At 65.6% G+C, this 14,895-nt stretch carries 17 protein-coding genes; 1 reads left to right on the forward strand and 16 read right to left on the reverse strand.

Annotated features, from left to right (window positions below; all coding sequences use genetic code 11):
• Window positions 1-618 (reverse strand): ATP-dependent metallopeptidase FtsH/Yme1/Tma family protein (locus BI344_RS11300; RefSeq protein ID WP_193430976.1); only part of this gene is annotated, 618 nt, incomplete at its 3' end.
• Window positions 619-699: 81 nt separating this feature from the next.
• Window positions 700-1,317, reverse strand: coding sequence for an RlmE family RNA methyltransferase (locus tag BI344_RS11305; RefSeq protein ID WP_071113054.1), 618 nt, complete (start codon window positions 1,315-1,317; stop codon window positions 700-702).
• A gap of 157 nt (window positions 1,318-1,474) precedes the next feature.
• Between BI344_RS11305 and yhbY the strand changes: the two genes are divergently transcribed.
• On the forward strand, window positions 1,475-1,795 hold the full coding sequence (gene yhbY / locus BI344_RS11310; protein WP_071113055.1) for a ribosome assembly RNA-binding protein YhbY: 321 nt from the start codon (window positions 1,475-1,477) through the stop codon (window positions 1,793-1,795).
• 76 nt (window positions 1,796-1,871) lie between these two features.
• Here the strand turns inward: yhbY and BI344_RS11315 are convergent, their stop codons facing one another.
• The 14 genes from BI344_RS11315 to gspF all read right to left on the reverse strand — a co-directional run bounded on the left by BI344_RS11315 (window position 1,872) and on the right by gspF (window position 14,894).
• Window positions 1,872-2,303, reverse strand: coding sequence for a DUF4149 domain-containing protein (locus tag BI344_RS11315; RefSeq protein WP_071113056.1), 432 nt, complete (start codon window positions 2,301-2,303; stop codon window positions 1,872-1,874).
• Between the two features lie 77 nt (window positions 2,304-2,380).
• Window positions 2,381-2,857, reverse strand: coding sequence for a transcription elongation factor GreA (gene greA / locus BI344_RS11320; RefSeq protein ID WP_071113057.1), 477 nt, complete (start codon window positions 2,855-2,857; stop codon window positions 2,381-2,383).
• Window positions 2,858-3,001: 144 nt separating this feature from the next.
• Window positions 3,002-6,211: a carbamoyl-phosphate synthase large subunit gene (gene carB / locus BI344_RS11325; protein WP_071113058.1), complete on the reverse strand. Its 3,210-nt coding sequence runs from the start codon at window positions 6,209-6,211 to the stop codon at window positions 3,002-3,004.
• A gap of 72 nt (window positions 6,212-6,283) precedes the next feature.
• The gene (leuE, locus tag BI344_RS11330; protein ID WP_071113059.1) at window positions 6,284-6,937 is read right to left on the reverse strand and encodes a leucine efflux protein LeuE; all 654 of its coding nucleotides are present in this window, start codon (window positions 6,935-6,937) and stop codon (window positions 6,284-6,286) included.
• A 13-nt stretch (window positions 6,938-6,950) separates the two neighbouring features.
• The gene (gene carA, locus BI344_RS11335) at window positions 6,951-8,078 is read right to left on the reverse strand and encodes a glutamine-hydrolyzing carbamoyl-phosphate synthase small subunit (RefSeq protein ID WP_071113060.1); all 1,128 of its coding nucleotides are present in this window, start codon (window positions 8,076-8,078) and stop codon (window positions 6,951-6,953) included.
• A gap of 205 nt (window positions 8,079-8,283) precedes the next feature.
• Entirely contained in the window at window positions 8,284-9,033 is a 750-nt protein-coding gene (locus BI344_RS11340; RefSeq protein WP_083370183.1) for a type II secretion system protein N, read from the reverse strand.
• Entirely contained in the window at window positions 9,030-9,539 is a 510-nt protein-coding gene (gspM, locus tag BI344_RS11345) for a type II secretion system protein GspM (RefSeq protein ID WP_071113062.1), read from the reverse strand. Before gspM ends, BI344_RS11340 begins: the two co-directional genes overlap by 4 nt.
• Window positions 9,539-10,729, reverse strand: coding sequence for a type II secretion system protein GspL (gspL, locus tag BI344_RS11350; protein ID WP_071113063.1), 1,191 nt, complete (start codon window positions 10,727-10,729; stop codon window positions 9,539-9,541). The genes gspM and gspL overlap by 1 nt, the downstream gene beginning before the upstream one ends.
• Complete coding sequence (gene gspK, locus BI344_RS11355) at window positions 10,686-11,675, reverse strand: type II secretion system minor pseudopilin GspK (RefSeq protein WP_158021061.1); 990 nt, start codon at window positions 11,673-11,675, stop codon at window positions 10,686-10,688. The genes gspL and gspK overlap by 44 nt, the downstream gene beginning before the upstream one ends.
• Window positions 11,672-12,256: a type II secretion system protein GspJ gene (locus BI344_RS11360; protein ID WP_071113065.1), complete on the reverse strand. Its 585-nt coding sequence runs from the start codon at window positions 12,254-12,256 to the stop codon at window positions 11,672-11,674. The genes gspK and BI344_RS11360 overlap by 4 nt, the downstream gene beginning before the upstream one ends.
• The gene (gene gspI / locus BI344_RS11365; protein WP_071113066.1) at window positions 12,253-12,633 is read right to left on the reverse strand and encodes a type II secretion system minor pseudopilin GspI; all 381 of its coding nucleotides are present in this window, start codon (window positions 12,631-12,633) and stop codon (window positions 12,253-12,255) included. Before gspI ends, BI344_RS11360 begins: the two co-directional genes overlap by 4 nt.
• Window positions 12,630-13,103 carry a prepilin-type N-terminal cleavage/methylation domain-containing protein gene (locus tag BI344_RS11370; RefSeq protein WP_071113067.1) on the reverse strand — a complete coding sequence of 158 codons (474 nt, stop codon included), beginning with the start codon at window positions 13,101-13,103 and terminating at the stop codon, window positions 12,630-12,632. The genes gspI and BI344_RS11370 overlap by 4 nt, the downstream gene beginning before the upstream one ends.
• Window positions 13,104-13,127: 24 nt before the next feature.
• Complete coding sequence (gene gspG, locus BI344_RS11375; RefSeq protein WP_071113068.1) at window positions 13,128-13,571, reverse strand: type II secretion system major pseudopilin GspG; 444 nt, start codon at window positions 13,569-13,571, stop codon at window positions 13,128-13,130.
• 111 nt (window positions 13,572-13,682) lie between these two features.
• The gene (gspF, locus tag BI344_RS11380; RefSeq protein ID WP_071113069.1) at window positions 13,683-14,894 is read right to left on the reverse strand and encodes a type II secretion system inner membrane protein GspF; all 1,212 of its coding nucleotides are present in this window, start codon (window positions 14,892-14,894) and stop codon (window positions 13,683-13,685) included.
• Window position 14,895: the final 1 nt, after the last annotated feature.

Raw genomic sequence — 14,895 nt, forward strand, 5'->3', positions numbered from 1 at the left:
GGTTTTACCCGTGCCCGGCGAACCGGCCAGCAGGATGCCGCGCGGAATGCGGCCGCCCAGGCTCTGGTAGCGGGAAGGATCGCGCAGATAATCGACGATTTCCTTCACCTCTTCCTTGGCCTCGTCGCAGCCGGCCACGTCAGTGAACATCACGGTGTTCGCGTCCTGGTCGAGCATGCGCGCCTTGCTCTTGCCGAACGAGAACGCGCCGCCCTTGCCGCCGCCTTGCATCTGGCGCATGAAGAACACCCACACGCCGATCAGCAGCAGCATCGGGAACCAGCTGATGAAGATGCTCATCAGCATCGAAGGCTCCTCCTCCGGCTTGGCTGAGAAGCGCACGTTGTTCTTGATCAGGTCGTCCACCAGCTGCGGATCATAAGGCGCATAGGTGGAGAAGGCCGTGCCGTCGGTCAGTTTGCCCTTCAGCCATTGGCCGCGCAGCGGATGCCCCTCGATGGTCAGGGATTGCACCTTGCCCGACTCGACATCGCTGACGAACTGCGAATATTCGAGCTGGTTCTGGGTGTCCTGGCGCTTGTTGAACTGGTTGAACACTGTCATCAGTACCAGACCGATGATCACCCAGATGGCGATGTTTTTGCCGATATTGTTCACGAGTAGCGGACTCCTCTGTGCCCTGACTTTTTGGTTGCTTGTAGTAAATTGCTACGATTGTACGCCCCGCGGCAACTTGTGTCAGCGGCGACCCTTGCCCAGCAGGTAGATTTCGCTGGAACGGTCGCGCGATGCCTTGGGTTTGCGGGTGACCACCTCGTCGAACAGCTCGCGCATGGCCTTGAGGTAGGACTGAAAATCGCTGCCCTGGAATACTTTGACGAGAAAGTGTCCGCCGGGTTTCAAATGATCGCGCGCAAAATCCAGAGCCAGTTCGCAAAGCAGGAAGCTCCTGGCCTGGTCGATGGCGCTCATTCCTGACATATTGGGCGCCATGTCGGAAATTACAAGGTCAAGCGACCTGCCATCCAGCAAAGCCTCGAACTGTCCGAGCACTTCCTCTTCGCGGAAGTCTCCCTGGATGAAGCTGACGCCCGGCACCGGGTCCATCGGCAGAATGTCGAGCGCGAACACCTTGCCGGCGTCGCCGACGATGCGCGCGGCCACCTGCGACCAACTGCCCGGGGTGGAGCCCAGGTCGGCCAGCACGGTGCCGGGCACTATCAGTTTGTCCTTGTCGTTGATTTCCAGCAGCTTGTAGGCGGCGCGGGCGCGGTAGCCGTCCTTTTGCGCCATCTGCACATATTGATCGTTGACGTGTTCATGCAACCAGCTGTTGCTGCTCTTGCTTCTTGCCATCGTGGCGAATGCTTTCTATCGGTTCAATCGTCAGGATAGCCGAATTACGCGGCTCGCATGGCGCTATCCTGTTGTTTTTCGGTTATTTCAGGCCCGGACTTTGGGTATGGGGCCAAATTCTAGTAGAATCGGCTTTTGCTTTGAATTCCCTGTTTCCATGAAAATTGAACTCAAGCCGTTCCAGCGCAAATACTTGCAAGGTCTGGCGCACGGCATCGACCCGGTGGTGATGGTAGGCAACAACGGCCTGACCGAGGCCGTTGTGCGCGAAATCGCCATCAGCCTGGACGCCCATGAACTGATCAAAGTCCGCGTGCAGGGCGACGATCGCGAAGCCCGCGTCGCCATGTTCGAGCAGATCTGCGAGCAACTGGACGCTGCTCCGGTGCAGCACATTGGCAAGCTGCTGGTGCTGTGGCGCCCCAGCGACAAGCAGCGCATCGCGCTGCCGAAGAACAAGCAGGCGCTCAAGGGCTGAGTCCAGCCTGTGTGCCGGATGTGAGAAAGCGGTGGCCTAGGCCACCGCTTTCTCTTTGCCCGCTTGCGACCAGCGGCTAAGCCCGGTCCTGCCAGACATAGGCGAGGCCCAGCAGGCTCTGCGCCAGGTAGATCAGGCTGGAAATCGCGTGCCAAGTGGCGAAGCCGCCGCCGAACAGCCCTTCCGCAGCATGATTCATCTGCTGCTTGAGGGTGACGATGATGGGCGCCACGCCGAACTGGTTGATCAGCGTGCACACAAGCATCCCCACCACCAGCCAGAAGCCGCCGTGCTTGACGCCGCCGACGCCGTTGCGCCAGATCTGGTCCACCAGCAGGATCACACCGCACACCAGCCCCACCCAGGCGATGACGGCGAACAGCCTGCCCGCCACCATCCCGGCCGTGGCCGCATCCAACGATTTGAACAAGACCGGCGCCACTATGATGCCGATCACCCACAAGCCGCCAATCCAGAAGGTTTTGGCGAGAGCACGCAAGCCGTCCATCGTTCCCCCAAACTCAGCAATGACCGCAACCGGAAAAAACGCGCGATGCCAGGCGCCGCGCGTTGTTCAGGTCGGACTCAGATGTATTTGACGTCCAGAACTTCGTATTCGCGGATGCCGCCGGGCGCCACCACTTCCGCCACGTCACCGGCTTCCTTGCCGATCAGCGCGCGCGAGATCGGCGAATTAACCGACACCTTGCTGACCTTGATGTCGGCTTCGTCGTCGCCGACGATCTGGTAGGTGACGCTCTCTTCGGTTTCCAGGTCCATCAGTTCGACGGTGGCGCCGAACACCACGCGGCCGTCGGCGTCCAGTTCCATCGGATTGATGATCACTGCATTGGACAGCTTGCCTTCCAGGTCGGCGATGCGGCCCTCCACGAAAGCCTGGCGCTCCTTGGCGGCGTCGTACTCGGCGTTCTCCGACAGGTCGCCATGCGAACGCGCCTCGGCAATGGCCTCGATCACCGCCGGACGCTCGATGCTCTTCAGGCGTTGCAGTTCTTCCTTCAGAAGCTCGGCGCCACGTACAGTCAACGGGACTTTGATCATTACAGTATTCTCCACAGGCGGTTATCCGCCTTCATCAAAAGCACAAGCCGCCGTACGGGACGGCGGCTTGCACAAGCGGGTTTGAGCGGAATTGTAACGGCAAATCGCCTCCGCATCAAAGCCTACCGGTCAATCACCCTTTCTTCAGCCGCCGATCTGCGCATGCAGCTCCTGCACGCTGTAGACATCGAAGGCCTCGGCATGGCTCATGCCCACGCACACCGCCTTGGCAGCGGACAGCGTGGTGTACTGCGGCACGCGCGCCTGCAAGGCAGAGCGGCGGATGGAATGGCTGTCCTGGATCGCCAGGCGCTTTTCATCTACGGTATTGACCACCAGATCCACTTCGCCGTTCTTGATCATGTCGACGATGTGCGGACGGCCTTCGTTCACCTTGTTGACCACCTGCACGATCAGGCCGGCCTCGCTCAGATGCTTGGCGGTGCCGCGCGTGGCGCAAATGCCGAAGCCCAGCCGCTGCAGCTCGCGCGCCACATCCACCGCGCCGTTCTTGTCGGAATCGCGCACCGACAGGAACACCTTGCCGGTCTTGGGCAAGCGGTCGCCGGCGCCCAGTTGCGCCTTGACGTAGGCCTCGGCGAAGGTCTTGCCGACGCCCATCACTTCGCCGGTGGACTTCATTTCCGGCCCCAGGATGGTATCGACGCCGGGGAACTTGATGAAGGGGAACACCGCTTCCTTCACCGCGTAGAACGGCGGGATCACCTCACTTGTGAAGCCCTGCTCGGCCAGGCCGATGCCGGCCATCGCGCGGGCGGCGATCTTGGCCAGCGGCGCGGAGGTCACCTTGGAGACGAAGGGCACGGTGCGGCTGGCGCGCGGATTCACTTCCAGCACGTAGATGGTTTCGCCCTGGATGGCAAACTGCACGTTCATCAGACCCACCACGTTCAGCGCGCGGGCCATCGCCACGGTCTGGCGGCGGATTTCGTCCTGCTGCGCCGGGAACAGGCTGTACGGCGGCAGCGAGCAGGCCGAATCGCCGGAATGGACGCCGGCCTGTTCGACGTGCTGCATGATGCCGCCGATCACCACGTCCTTGCCATCCGACACGCAGTCCACGTCTACCTCGATGGCGTCGTTGAGGAAGCGGTCCAGCAGCACCGGGCTGTCGTTGGACACCTTCACCGCCTCGCGCATATAGCGTTCCAGGTCGGCCGGCTCGTGGACGATTTCCATCGCGCGGCCGCCCAATACATAAGACGGGCGCACCACCAGCGGATAGCCGATTTCCTCGGCCAGCTTCATCGCCTCGGCCGGGGCGCGGGCGGTGCGGTTCGGCGGCTGCTTCAGGCCCAGTTCCTGCAGCAGCTTCTGGAAGCGCTCGCGGTCTTCGGCGGCATCTATCATGTCCGGAGTGGTGCCGATGATGGGCACGCCGTTGGCCTCCAGCGCCCGCGCCAGCTTCAGCGGAGTTTGGCCGCCGTACTGCACGATAACGCCGAACGGCTTCTCGATGCGGCAGATCTCGAGCACATCTTCCAGAGTCAGCGGCTCGAAGTACAGGCGGTCGGAAGTGTCGTAGTCCGTCGATACCGTTTCCGGGTTGCAGTTGACCATGATGGTCTCGAAACCGGACTCGCGCAGGCTGAGCGCGGCGTGCACGCAGCAGTAGTCGAACTCGATGCCCTGGCCGATGCGGTTGGGTCCGCCGCCCAGCACCATCACCTTCTTGCGGTCGGTGGGCTGCGATTCGCACTCCTCCTCATAGGTGGAGTACATATAGGCGGTATTGGTGGCGAACTCCGCCGCGCAGGTGTCCACCCGCTTGTACACCGGGTGCAGCCGCAGCGCCCAGCGCTTGGCGCGCACCGCAGCCTGATCGGTGCCCAACAGCTCGCCCAGGCGGCGGTCGGAGAAGCCCTTGCGCTTCAGGCGGCGCAGCTCGGCGTAATCCAGCTCTTCTACCCTGCGGCCGGACAGGGCCTTTTCCTCGCCGATCAGATCCTCGATCTGCGCCAGGAACCACGGATCGATCTTGCTGACGGCGTGGATGTCGTCGCGGCTCATGCCGATGCGGAAGGCATCGGCCACGTACAGGATGCGCTCCGGTCCGGGGGTGCCCAGTTCGTGGCGGATGGCGGATTCGTCGCGGGTGACCGGATCGAAGCCGGACAGGCCGGTCTCCAGGCCGCGCAGCGCCTTCTGCATCGATTCCTGCAGCGTGCGGCCCATCGCCATCACCTCGCCCACCGACTTCATCTGGGTGGTCAGGCGGTCGTCGGCCTGCGGGAATTTTTCAAAGGCGAAACGCGGAATCTTGGTGACTACGTAGTCGATGGACGGCTCGAACGAGGCCGGGGTGGCGCCGCCGGTGATATCGTTCTTCAACTCGTCCAGCGTGAAGCCCACCGCCAGCTTGGCGGCGATCTTGGCGATCGGGAAGCCGGTGGCCTTGGACGCCAGCGCCGACGAACGCGACACGCGCGGGTTCATCTCGATGACGATCATCTCGCCGGTGGCCGGATTGGTAGCGAACTGCACGTTGGAGCCGCCGGTATCCACGCCGATCTCGCGCAGCACCGCCAGACTGGCGTTGCGCATGATCTGGTATTCCTTGTCGGTCAGCGTCTGCGCCGGGGCCACGGTGATGGAGTCGCCGGTGTGCACGCCCATCGGGTCGAAGTTCTCGATGGAACAGATGATGATGCAGTTGTCGTTCCTGTCGCGCACCACTTCCATCTCGTACTCTTTCCAGCCCAATACCGACTGCTCGATCAGCAGCTCATGGGTGGGAGAGGCTTCGAAGCCGCGCTCGCAGATGGTGAGGAACTCTTCCTTGTTGTAGGCGATGCCGCCGCCGGAGCCGCCCATGGTGAACGACGGGCGGATCAGCGTCGGGAAGCCCACCTTGGTCTGCGCCTCCAGCGACTCCTCCATGCTGTGGCAGACGAAGGACAGCGGGCAGGACAGGCCAATCTTGGCCATGGCCTCCTTGAAGCGGCCGCGGTCTTCCGCCTTGTCGATGGCGTCCTCGCTGGCGCCGATCAGCTCGACCTTGTACTTTTCCAGCACGCCGTGCTTGGCCAGGTCCAGCGCGCAGTTCAGCGCGGTCTGGCCGCCCATGGTCGGCAGGATGGCGTCCGGACGCTCCTTGGCGATGATCTTCTCCACCACCTTCCAGGTGATGGGCTCGATGTAGGTGACGTCGGCCATGTCCGGATCGGTCATGATGGTGGCCGGATTAGAGTTCACCAGGATGACCTTGTAGCCCTCCTCGCGCAGGGCCTTGCACGCCTGGGCGCCGGAGTAGTCGAATTCGCAGGCCTGGCCGATGACGATGGGGCCGGCGCCAATGATCAGGATGCTTTTTATGTCGGTACGCTTTGGCATGGTCTTAACTCTATTTCAATAATCAATTCGGTCTGGCCGCGCGGCGCTGCTGCGCGCGCGGCGCACTCACTCTCAACCCAGGCCCGCCGCCGCCAGCTTGGCGCCGAAGCCGACGAACAGCGCGCCCACCGAGCCGCCCAGCGCCGCCGACAGCTTGCGTCGGCGGCGGAAGGCCGCGGCCAGCCGGTTGCCGGCCAGGATCAGCAGCGTCATGTAGCTCAGGCTGAAGAACTGCACGATCAGCCCCAGGCCGGCAAAGGTCAGCGCCGGATACGGGTAGCCCGGATCGACGAACTGGACGAAGAAGGACACGAAGAACAGGATGGCCTTGGGATTCATCAGGCTGATCAGCAGCGCCTTGCGGTAGGGGTGGCCGCTGGCCAGCGCCGACGGCGTCGCCGAGGCCTCCTCGCCGCGCCGCATCCGCCGCCAGGCGACGATGGCGCCTTTCACCATATTGAAGCCCAACCAGGCGAGATAGCCGCCGCCCAGGTACTTGACCACCGCGAACAGCGCCGGATTGGCCTGCAGCAGGCCGGCGGCGCCGAACGCGGCCAGCGTCATCAGGGTCAGGTCGCCGCTCATCACGCCGCCGGCGGCGGCGAAGCCGGCGCGGATGCCGCGCTGCGCCGCCACCGACAACACGAACATCATGTTCGGGCCGGGCAAGAGGACGATGATCAGCGCGCCGATCAGATAGGTGGTGAGGTCGGTAATGCCTAACATGCTGTGCTCCGGATCACTTGCGCTCGGCCATCGCGCCGATGAAGCGGTCGAACAGGTAGGCCACGTCCTCCGGCCCTGGGCTCGCTTCCGGGTGGCCCTGGAACGAGAATGCCGGACGGTCGGTCAGCGCGATGCCCTGCACCGTGCCGTCGAACAGCGAACGGTGGGTGACGCGGACATTGGCCGGCAGGCTGGTCTCGTCCACCTGGAAGCCGTGGTTCTGGCTGGTGATCATCACCCGGCCGGAGTCCAAGTCCTGCACCGGGTGGTTGGCGCCGTGATGGCCGAACTTCATCTTCGAGGTTTTAGCGCCGGCGGCCAGGCCCAACAGCTGATGGCCGAGGCAGATGCCGAACACCGGCAGCCGGCTGTCCAGAATCTGCTGGATCGCCTCGATCGCGTAGTCGCATGGTTCCGGATCGCCGGGGCCGTTGGAGAGGAACACGCCGTGCGGATTCATCGCCAGCACGTCCTTGGCCGGCGTCTGGGCCGGCACGATGGTCAACTGGCAGCCGCGCTCGGCCAGCATGCGCAGGATGTTGTGCTTGACGCCGAAGTCGTAGGCCACCACGTGGAAACGGGTGGACGACTGCACCTGGTAGCCGGCGCCCAGCTTCCACTGGCGTTCGGTCCAGGCATAGGGTTTCTTGCAGCTCACCACTTTGGCCAGATCCTGGCCGGCCATGCTGCCGAAGCCGCGTGCCAGCTCAAGCCCGCGCGCCTCGTCGATGTCGCCGGCCATGACGCAGCCGGCCTGGGCGCCCCGCTCGCGCAAAATGCGCGTCAGGCGGCGGGTGTCGATGTCGGCGATGGCGACGACCTTGTGCTTCTTCAAATAATCGGACAGCGAATCTTCGGCGCGGAAGTTGCTGTGCAACAGCGGCAGATCGCGGATGATCAGGCCGGATGCAAAAACGGCGCTGGATTCGGTGTCTTCCGAATTCGCGCCGACGTTTCCAATATGGGGATAAGTCAGGGTGACGATCTGCCTGGTATAGGAGGGATCGGTCAGAATCTCCTGATAGCCGGTGATGGCGGTATTGAACACCACCTCGCCCACCGTATGGCCGGTGGCACCGATAGCACTACCTTTGAAAAGCGTGCCGTCAGCCAAGACAAGGATTGCGGGGATGGTTGACACTGGCTGGCTCCTGTTGCATTTGCCCGGGCGCTTATACAAAAACCGGCTGCGCCGGTTCCGTTTCCCACCCTGGGGATTTTCGAATTTCTTATGTGAATAACGGGACTAGGCGCCTCGCGCCAGTCCCGTTTGGATAAACCTTTCTATAATATCGCGCATATTGCGCTTGCACAATACGGCAGTCGCCTATTTTGCAAAAAAATCGTCACATCCCCGGCTTCACCTGCCAGTTGACGCTGGTCGGTCCGGCCGGCTGGCCCAACATCAGCAGCAAAGGCTTGAGCGCGTCGTACTTGTCCGGCGGGCTGTCCGCCGTGCCGGCCATGCTGAAGGCGCCGCCCGCCGGCCAGCCGCCTTGGCCATTGAGCATCAGCGGCCCCTCCAGCGTGGACAGATTGAAACTGAGCCCCTGCGGCGTGCCCGTGGCGTCCAGCTGGTAGCTGCCGAAAGGCAGCACCGTGGTCAACGGCGAAGCTGCGCCGCGCCAGGCCAGCTGCACGCTGCCACTCAGATCCTTGCCCTGGCGCGAAAGCTGCGGCACCAAGAGCTGCAGCTCGCCGCCCAGCCGCGCCGCCTGCCAGGTCTTGGACAGATTGGCCAGCGCCGCCACCGGCAGCGACAAGGCCAGGCCGCGCACTTCCTGCTTGCCCAGCCCAAGCTGCAGCAAACCCGGCTGGCCGGCGCTGTCCAGATGCCAGACCAGCAGGCCGGACAGCAAGGCCTTAGGCTGCCATTGCCAGGCTAGCGGGCTCATGCCCTGCACTTCGCCGGCCGGCCCCAGGTACACCAGCTGGGCGCCGCCGTTCCAGACCGTGCCCCTGGCGTCGCCGACGCCCCAGCGGCCATCGCTCAAACGCGCCACCGGCAAGCCCAGCAGGCTGGCCGGCAATGCCGACACCACCCCGGCCAGCAGCAGCGCCGCCAGAAACAGCCATTTCACCATGCGCTGCCTCATGTCGCCGCTCCCGCATGCGCCAGCAACGCCTTGATCTTGACCTGGCCCGGCACCGGCTGCGCGTCCATCCGGACACTGACCACCCGCACCTGCTGTTGCGCCGCCAGCACCCCGGCGAAACGCACCCAGGCGTCGAAGCCCACTACGCCCTCCATGTCCACGCCGGACTCGCCGTCCGGGCTGAACTGCAAGGCCGCCACCGTCAGGCCCTGGCTCTTGGCCGTCTGCTGCAACAAGGGGATCAGTTCCTTGGCCGGCAGCGGGGTCTGCGCCGGCTGGCGCTTGAGCTTGTCGGCCTCGGCGGCCAGGCTTTGCACCGCGCCCAGCTCCGCCTGCAGCCTGGCAACCGACGTCCGGTTGCGCTGCAGCGAGCTGCTGGCCGGCTCCCATACCGCCAAATAGAGCAAGGCCACGCCCAGCACCAGCCCCATCGCCGCCAGCAGGCGCTGCTCGCGCACGCTGCGCTGCCGCCAGTAATCGAGAAATTGTTGCGTGTAGGCTTTCATCACGGCTCCCGCGCCACCACCAGTTGTTTGCTGCCGGGCTGGCTGCTGGACGCGTCCAGCATGATCTGCCGCGCCGTCAGCAGCTTGCGCCAGCGCGCCAGGCTTTCCGCCGGCACCTCGGCCACCTGCAGCTTCAGCCTGCCGGCCTCGTACTCCAGCGTGCGCACCTGCAGATCGCGTCCGCTCACAGCCGCCAGCGCCCCCATCAGTTCCAGCATGTCGTCGCGCGCCGGCTGGCCATGGGAAAGCCGCAGCTTGTCCACCGAGCGCATCATCGCCAGCGCGCTGCTGCCCGGCAATGCCTGGCCGCCGATCCACGGCGTCGCCGCGCTGCGGATCTGCTGCGACAGGCTGTGCTTTTGCCAGGCGTACCAGCCCGCCTGGCCAAGCGTCAGTAATAGCTGGGCCGCCAGCAGGCCGCCCAATAGCCAGCCGCAACGCTGCAGCGACGGCGCCCAATCGCGCCAGCGGCGGTTGGCCGCCAGTTCGCCCTGGGCGAAATCGAATCCGCCCTCGCGCCGTCCCTGGCGCCAATCATAGGCTTCGCCGCGCACGCTTTCGCCCTGCCAGCCCGGCAAGCGGCTCAGCAATTCATCGGCGCTGTCCACTCCGCTCAAACGCAGGCGAGCAGGCGGCGCCAACGCCAGCAGCGAGGCGAACAAGGCCTGCTCCACCTGGCTGCCGCCGCGCGGCAGGCTGGAGGCATAGGGCGAGGCGGCGCGCACCAGCCAACGGTCGGTCAGCCGCGTCACGCTCCAGCCATCGGCCGGCGGCGGCGCCAGCAGGCACTCCTCCGGCACAATGCGGTCGCACAGCCGGCCCAGGCTTTTCAGCATCGCCACCGCGCGGCGCAGCGGCATCGCCTCGGTCACCGCCACCGCGCGGCGGCCGTCCGCCAGCGTCGCGCCCAGCGCGTACAGATTGGCGGCCGGATCGTTGGCCAGGCGCTCTTCCAGCGCGAAGCCCATCACCGCCGGCGTCGGCTGCTTCACCGCTTCCGGCAGCCGCACCTCGGCAAACAGCGTGCGGCCGGCCGGCAGCACCAGCTCGCAGTGGTCGGCCCTGGGCCAGCCGCTCGGCGCGCTGTCGCCCTGGGCGCTCAGCTCGCCACGGGCGCCCAGCAGGGCCCACGGCAAGCCGGGCTCGCTATCGGGCCAGCCCGTCCGCAGATAGAGTCGCAGCGTCGTCATGTTTCTCCCCACCCGGCCGCGCCAACTGGCTGCGGCCATCATTGCCGTCCTGCCGCCACAACAGCTTGACGACGTTCTGGCTACTGTAAATCATCGCCCGGATCTGCAGCCGCGCCTTGCCGAAGCTGGCGCGGCTCTCCAGTTGAAAGTAATTGGACGCCGCGGCGTAGTCGGTATCGGCGATGATGCCCGGCCCCGGCAGCCGCGCCTTGAAATCGGCCGCGTCCTTGAAATAATTGCTCTTGCGCTGGCTCATCAGCACCAGCAGATTGCCGTCGCCGACACCCGGCAGCAGCGTCTTCATCACCATGTCGGTCGCGGTGTTGACATTGATCTGGCTGACTCCGGGCGGCAGCGCCGCCACATGCGGCGCCAGCTTGTCCATGACCTCTGGCGTGTAGCCCGGCAGCCAGCGCAGCATCTCCACCCGCACCAGCGGGTGATTGGGCTGCGGCGCCGCTGGCGCGCCGTTGTCGCCGGCTGGCTTGTCACCCTCGTCGCGGCCGCCGCGCAGCGACTTGAGCAGCGGCTCGGATAGCTTGCTCGGCAAGCCCAGATTGACCAGCAGCCGCTTGTAGAACACCACCTGGCGGGTATTGGTCTGGCCGTTCACCACCAGCGAGTTCAGATTGAAGCGGCCTTGCAGATCGCCGAGCCCCCCGCTCACCTTCACGCCCTGCGCCTCGGTCTGCGGCAGCGGCTGCGCCCACAGCTGCGACAAGGCCACCACGCCGTTGCCGGCGGCGCCGTTGTTGAAACGCAGGATCTCCATCGCCCAGCCCAGGCCGGCATCGGCCACCAGCCGCAGCTGCGCGCGGCTGCGGTCGTTTTCCAGCTGATGCCACCACAGGCCCTGCTGCCACAGCACCAGGCTGGCCGCGGTGGTGGCCAGCGCCACGATCAGCAGCGCCATGATCACCGCCATGCCCGATTGCCGCCGTTTCATGGCAGCACCCATACGCGATGGGCCTGCTGCTTGCCCGGCATCAGCACCCTCATCTCCAACGCCCGCGCCACCCGCCCCTGAGCGGCGTCGCTTATCGGCCAGGCATCCTGCCAGCTTCCGTCGTTCAACATCACCCGCCAGCTCACCTGCATGCCGGCCCCGAGCAACGCGTAGCTGATTGCCGCGCCGCCGCCGGCATCGCCGGCCGACCAGCTTAATCCGCCATTGCCGGCATGGTAGGAGACGCGCTCCACTCCGCCCGGATAACGGGTGGAAACCGCCTCCAGCACCAGCGACTGCCCCTTACCGTCCTGCATCAGCGTCAGGCTGCTAGCGCCGAGCGTCAGGCCCTGCTGCTGATCCGCCGCCGTCGGCTGCGGCTGCTGGCCAGTGAGGTCGCTCTCCAGCCGGCGGAAGGCCCGCGCCACATCCACCCACTGCTCGCCGGTCTGCATCAGCCGCTCGCGGGCGATCAGCAGCGAGCCGAAAGCCTTGTAGCCCATCACCGACAGGATAGCCAACAGGCTCATCGCCACCAGGATTTCCAGCAGCGTCATGCCGCCCTGCCGCTGCGCGCTCAACCGCCGCCTCCCGGGGCCTGCCGCAAATAGCCGGTCATCTCCGCCAGCACGTAATGCCCGGCGCCTGGCGCCAGGATGCGCACCGCCACCTTGCGGAAATTGGGATTGGGCGTGGCGGTGATGTCGCGTTCCCAGCGCCATTCCATGCCATCGCTCTTGCTCTCGCCCGCCTGCTGTCCGGGCTCCGGGAACTGGCGCAGCGCCTGCAGCACCGCGATCTGGTTCTGCGCTTCCCAATTGGCCTGCATCCGCCGCTCCATGCCCTCGGCGTTGTCGGCGGCGAGCCCGGTGGCGCGCAGCAGCGCGCCCAGCGCCACCGCGATGATGGCCAACGCCACCAGCACTTCGAACAGGGTAAAGCCCTCTTGCCGTTTCATGAGCCGTCCGCCACCGTCACCCGCCCCAGCGGCGACTGCAATATCGTCAGCAGCCTGCCGGCGCCGCCCAAGCGGACAGCCAGCGTCGCCGCCCGCCCGTCCTGCCACAGCAGCAGGGGCTTGCCGGCCGGCCAGGGCTTGCCATCCAGCAGCACGCCCTCGCCCTGGATGCCGTCCGGCCATGGGTGGTCGGCCAGCAAGTCGTCGCTCACCGCTACCCAGTTGCCGTCGTCGTCCAGCCGGCTGAAGACATAGCCCTTGGCGCCATAGCTCAAGGCCAGCGTGTCTCCCATCTCGGCGGCGTCGCCGGCCTGCTCCAGCACCCGCGCGAAGCGGTAGGCCTCGTCGTTCAGCAGGCGATGGGTGTCGGGCCGCAGGCTGAGCGTAACGGTGGTGGCGAGGACGCCGACAATCAGCATCACCACCATCACCTCGATCAGCGTGAAGCCGCGCTGGCGCAGGCTAGTCATGCCGGGATCCACGCAGCGGCGCGCTTATTTGCCGCTATCCCAGTTGCCGATGTCGGCGTCGTTGCCCTCGCCGCCCGGCTCGCCGTCGGCGCCGAAGCTCCAGATGTCGATCTCGCCGTGGGTGCCGGGATTGGCGTACTGGTAGGCGTTGCCCCACGGGTCTTTAGGCAGGCGCTCCAGGTAGCCGCCGGGCTTCCAGTTCTTGGGTTCCGGCGCGGCGGCTGGCTTCTGCACCAGCGCCTGCAGGCCCTGGTCGGTGCTGGGGTAGCGGCCGTTGTCCAGGCGGTACAGCTTGAGCGCCTGGCTGATCGCGCCCAGATCCTGCTTGGCGGCGACGACGCGCGCCTCGTCCGGACGGCTCATCACCTTGGGCACCACCAGCGCGGCCAGCACGCCGAGGATGACGATCACCACCATGATCTCGATCAGGGTGAACCCGCGCTGGGCGGTGCGTTTCAACTGTTTCATTGCATCTCCGTCATTTGATCCGGCGGGCCTCAGCCATGCCGGGTTGCTTCAATTCGTCGCCATGAGCGGCGCCCTGCCGGACAGACCGCTCAATGCACCATCTGGTTCATATCAATGCACCATCTGGTTCATATCTATGATCGGCATCATGATCGCCAGTACGATCAGCAGCACCATGCCGCCCATCACCAGGATCAGCAGCGGCTCCATCAGCGTGGTGAAAGTGGCCAGCTTGCGCTCCACCTCCTGCTCCTGCTGCTGCGCGGCGCGGTCCAACATCTGCGACAGCGTGCCGCTGGCCTCGCCGCTGGAGATCAGGTGGATCAGCACCGGCGGGAACTGCCGGCTGGCGTGCAGCGCGCGCGACAGCGACACGCCTTCCCTCACCTTGTTCATCGCGTCAGCCACCGCGTCCTGCATCGGCAGCATGGTCATCAGGCCGCGCGCGGTCTCCAGCGCGGTGAGCAAGGGCACGCCGGAACCCACCAGGATGGACATGGTGCTGGCCATGCGCGCGGTGTTGAGCGCGCGGAACAGTCGGCCGAACACCGGCAGCTTGAGCACCCAGGCGTGGAAGCGGCGCTTGAGCAACGGCGCGCGCAGCGCGCGCGCAGTCAGCGCCGCCGCGGCGATGACGGCGATCAGCAGCAGCAGGCCCCACTGGCGCAGAAAATCGCTGCAAGCCACCAGCGCGCGGGTGAGAAAAGGCAGCGACTGCTTGGTCTGGGCGAACACGCTGACCACTTGCGGCACCACATAGGTCATCAGGCCGGATACCACCAGGATGGCGACGAAGGTCACCACCGCCGGATAGGCCAGCGCCAGCGTCACTTTCTGTTGGGTGTTCTGGCGCTTGTCCAGATATTCCGCCAGCCTCGCCATCACCATGTCGAGGTGGCCGGACTGCTCGCCGGCCTGCACCAGCGAGCGGTACAAGGGCGAGAATACGCCGGGCGCGGCGGACAGCGCCTGGGCGAAGCTCTTGCCCTCCATGATGTCGCTGCGCAGCGCCGCCAGCACGGTGCGGGTCTTGGGGCTCTCCGCCTGCTCGGTCACCGCCGTCAGCGCCTTCTCCAGCGTCAGGCCGGCGTTGAGCAAGGTGGACAGCTGCTCGGTGATCATCACCAGTTCGGCGCGCGGCAGGCCGCGGCGCAGCACATTGCTGCCGGCGTTGCCGGCTTTGGCGTTGACGCTGTCCACCGCCACCGGCAGCAGGCCGCGCTCGCGCAGCTGCGCGCGGGCGGCGCGGGCGGAATCGGCGTCCAGCAAGCCGCTTTGCTCTTTTCCCGCCGCGTCGTAGGCGGTGTAGCGGAAGGCGGCCATA

It is taken from the genome of Chromobacterium sphagni (assembly GCF_001855555.1).
In the GTDB taxonomy this organism is placed as follows: Bacteria; Pseudomonadota; Gammaproteobacteria; order Burkholderiales; family Chromobacteriaceae; genus Chromobacterium; species Chromobacterium sphagni.

What these genes read in the sequence shown, in the direction of transcription:
- BI344_RS11305 (WP_071113054.1), bottom strand. Translation starts at nt 1,317, where the DNA reads ATGGCAAGAAGCAAGAGCAGCAACAGCTGGTTGCATGAACACGTCAAC.
- yhbY (WP_071113055.1), top strand. Translation starts at nt 1,475, where the DNA reads ATGAAAATTGAACTCAAGCCGTTCCAGCGCAAATACTTGCAAGGTCTG.
- BI344_RS11315 (WP_071113056.1), bottom strand. Translation starts at nt 2,303, where the DNA reads ATGGACGGCTTGCGTGCTCTCGCCAAAACCTTCTGGATTGGCGGCTTG.
- greA (WP_071113057.1), bottom strand. Translation starts at nt 2,857, where the DNA reads ATGATCAAAGTCCCGTTGACTGTACGTGGCGCCGAGCTTCTGAAGGAA.
- carB (WP_071113058.1), bottom strand. Translation starts at nt 6,211, where the DNA reads ATGCCAAAGCGTACCGACATAAAAAGCATCCTGATCATTGGCGCCGGC.
- leuE (WP_071113059.1), bottom strand. Translation starts at nt 6,937, where the DNA reads ATGTTAGGCATTACCGACCTCACCACCTATCTGATCGGCGCGCTGATC.
- BI344_RS11340 (WP_083370183.1), bottom strand. Translation starts at nt 9,033, where the DNA reads ATGAGGCAGCGCATGGTGAAATGGCTGTTTCTGGCGGCGCTGCTGCTG.
- gspM (WP_071113062.1), bottom strand. Translation starts at nt 9,539, where the DNA reads ATGAAAGCCTACACGCAACAATTTCTCGATTACTGGCGGCAGCGCAGC.
- gspL (WP_071113063.1), bottom strand. Translation starts at nt 10,729, where the DNA reads ATGACGACGCTGCGACTCTATCTGCGGACGGGCTGGCCCGATAGCGAG.
- gspK (WP_158021061.1), bottom strand. Translation starts at nt 11,675, where the DNA reads ATGAAACGGCGGCAATCGGGCATGGCGGTGATCATGGCGCTGCTGATC.
- gspI (WP_071113066.1), bottom strand. Translation starts at nt 12,633, where the DNA reads ATGAAACGGCAAGAGGGCTTTACCCTGTTCGAAGTGCTGGTGGCGTTG.
- BI344_RS11370 (WP_071113067.1), bottom strand. Translation starts at nt 13,103, where the DNA reads ATGACTAGCCTGCGCCAGCGCGGCTTCACGCTGATCGAGGTGATGGTG.
- gspG (WP_071113068.1), bottom strand. Translation starts at nt 13,571, where the DNA reads ATGAAACAGTTGAAACGCACCGCCCAGCGCGGGTTCACCCTGATCGAG.
- gspF (WP_071113069.1), bottom strand. Translation starts at nt 14,894, where the DNA reads ATGGCCGCCTTCCGCTACACCGCCTACGACGCGGCGGGAAAAGAGCAA.